Annotated in this window: 1 protein-coding gene; it reads right to left on the bottom strand. The window is 62.8% G+C overall.

Annotation, left to right across the window (positions count from 1 at the left end; genetic code table 11):
• A partial coding sequence (gene tuf / locus C5F46_RS16200; protein ID WP_107326314.1) for an elongation factor Tu occupies nt 1–1011 on the bottom strand: 1011 nt, incomplete at its 5' end.

The raw sequence follows: 1011 nt of genomic DNA, 5'->3' as shown, positions 1-1011 counted from the left end.
TTACTTGAGGATTTTCGAGACCACGCCGGCGCCGACGGTGCGGCCGCCTTCGCGGATGGCGAAGCGCAGCTTCTCTTCCATCGCGATCGGGGCGATCAGCTCAACGGTGAACTTCAGGTTGTCGCCCGGCATCACCATCTCGGTGCCTTCCGGCAGTTTCACCGTGCCCGTCACGTCGGTCGTGCGGAAGTAGAACTGCGGACGGTAATTCGCAAAGAACGGCGTGTGGCGGCCGCCCTCTTCCTTGGTCAGGATGTAGGCTTCGGCCTCGAACTCGGTGTGCGGCTTCACCGAGCCGGGCTTGCACAGCACCTGACCGCGCTCAACGCCCTCGCGGTCGATCCCGCGCAGCAGCGCGCCGATGTTGTCGCCCGCCTCCCCGCGATCCAGCAGCTTGCGGAACATCTCGACACCGGTGCAGACCGATTTCTTGGTGTCGCGGATCCCCACGATCTCCACTTCGTCGCCCACGTTGATCGCGCCACGCTCGACACGACCCGTCACAACCGTGCCGCGGCCCGAGATCGAGAACACGTCTTCGATCGGCATCAGGAACGGCTGGTCGATCGCACGTTCCGGCGTCGGGATATATTCGTCCACAGCCTTCAGAAGCGCACGGATCGAGTTCTCGCCAATCTCCGGCTGCGTGCCGTTCATCGCATGCAGCGCCGAGCCCCGGATGATCGGAATATCGTCGCCAGGATAGTCGTAGGACGACAGCAGCTCGCGGATTTCCATCTCGACAAGCTCCAGAAGCTCCTCGTCATCCACCTGATCGACCTTGTTCATGTAGACGACCATGTAGGGAATGCCCACCTGACGGCCCAGCAGGATATGCTCGCGCGTTTGCGGCATCGGCCCATCGGCCGCGTTCACCACAAGAATCGCGCCGTCCATCTGCGCCGCGCCCGTGATCATGTTCTTCACATAGTCGGCGTGGCCGGGGCAGTCCACGTGCGCGTAGTGACGCGCCTCGGTCTCATATTCCACATGCGCCGTCGAGATCGTGAT

Source organism: Phaeovulum veldkampii DSM 11550 (assembly GCF_003034995.1).
GTDB lineage: Bacteria > Pseudomonadota > Alphaproteobacteria > Rhodobacterales > Rhodobacteraceae > Phaeovulum > Phaeovulum veldkampii.
Note: the sequence above shows the minus strand (reverse complement) of the source record. Positions and strands in the feature narration are given on the sequence as shown.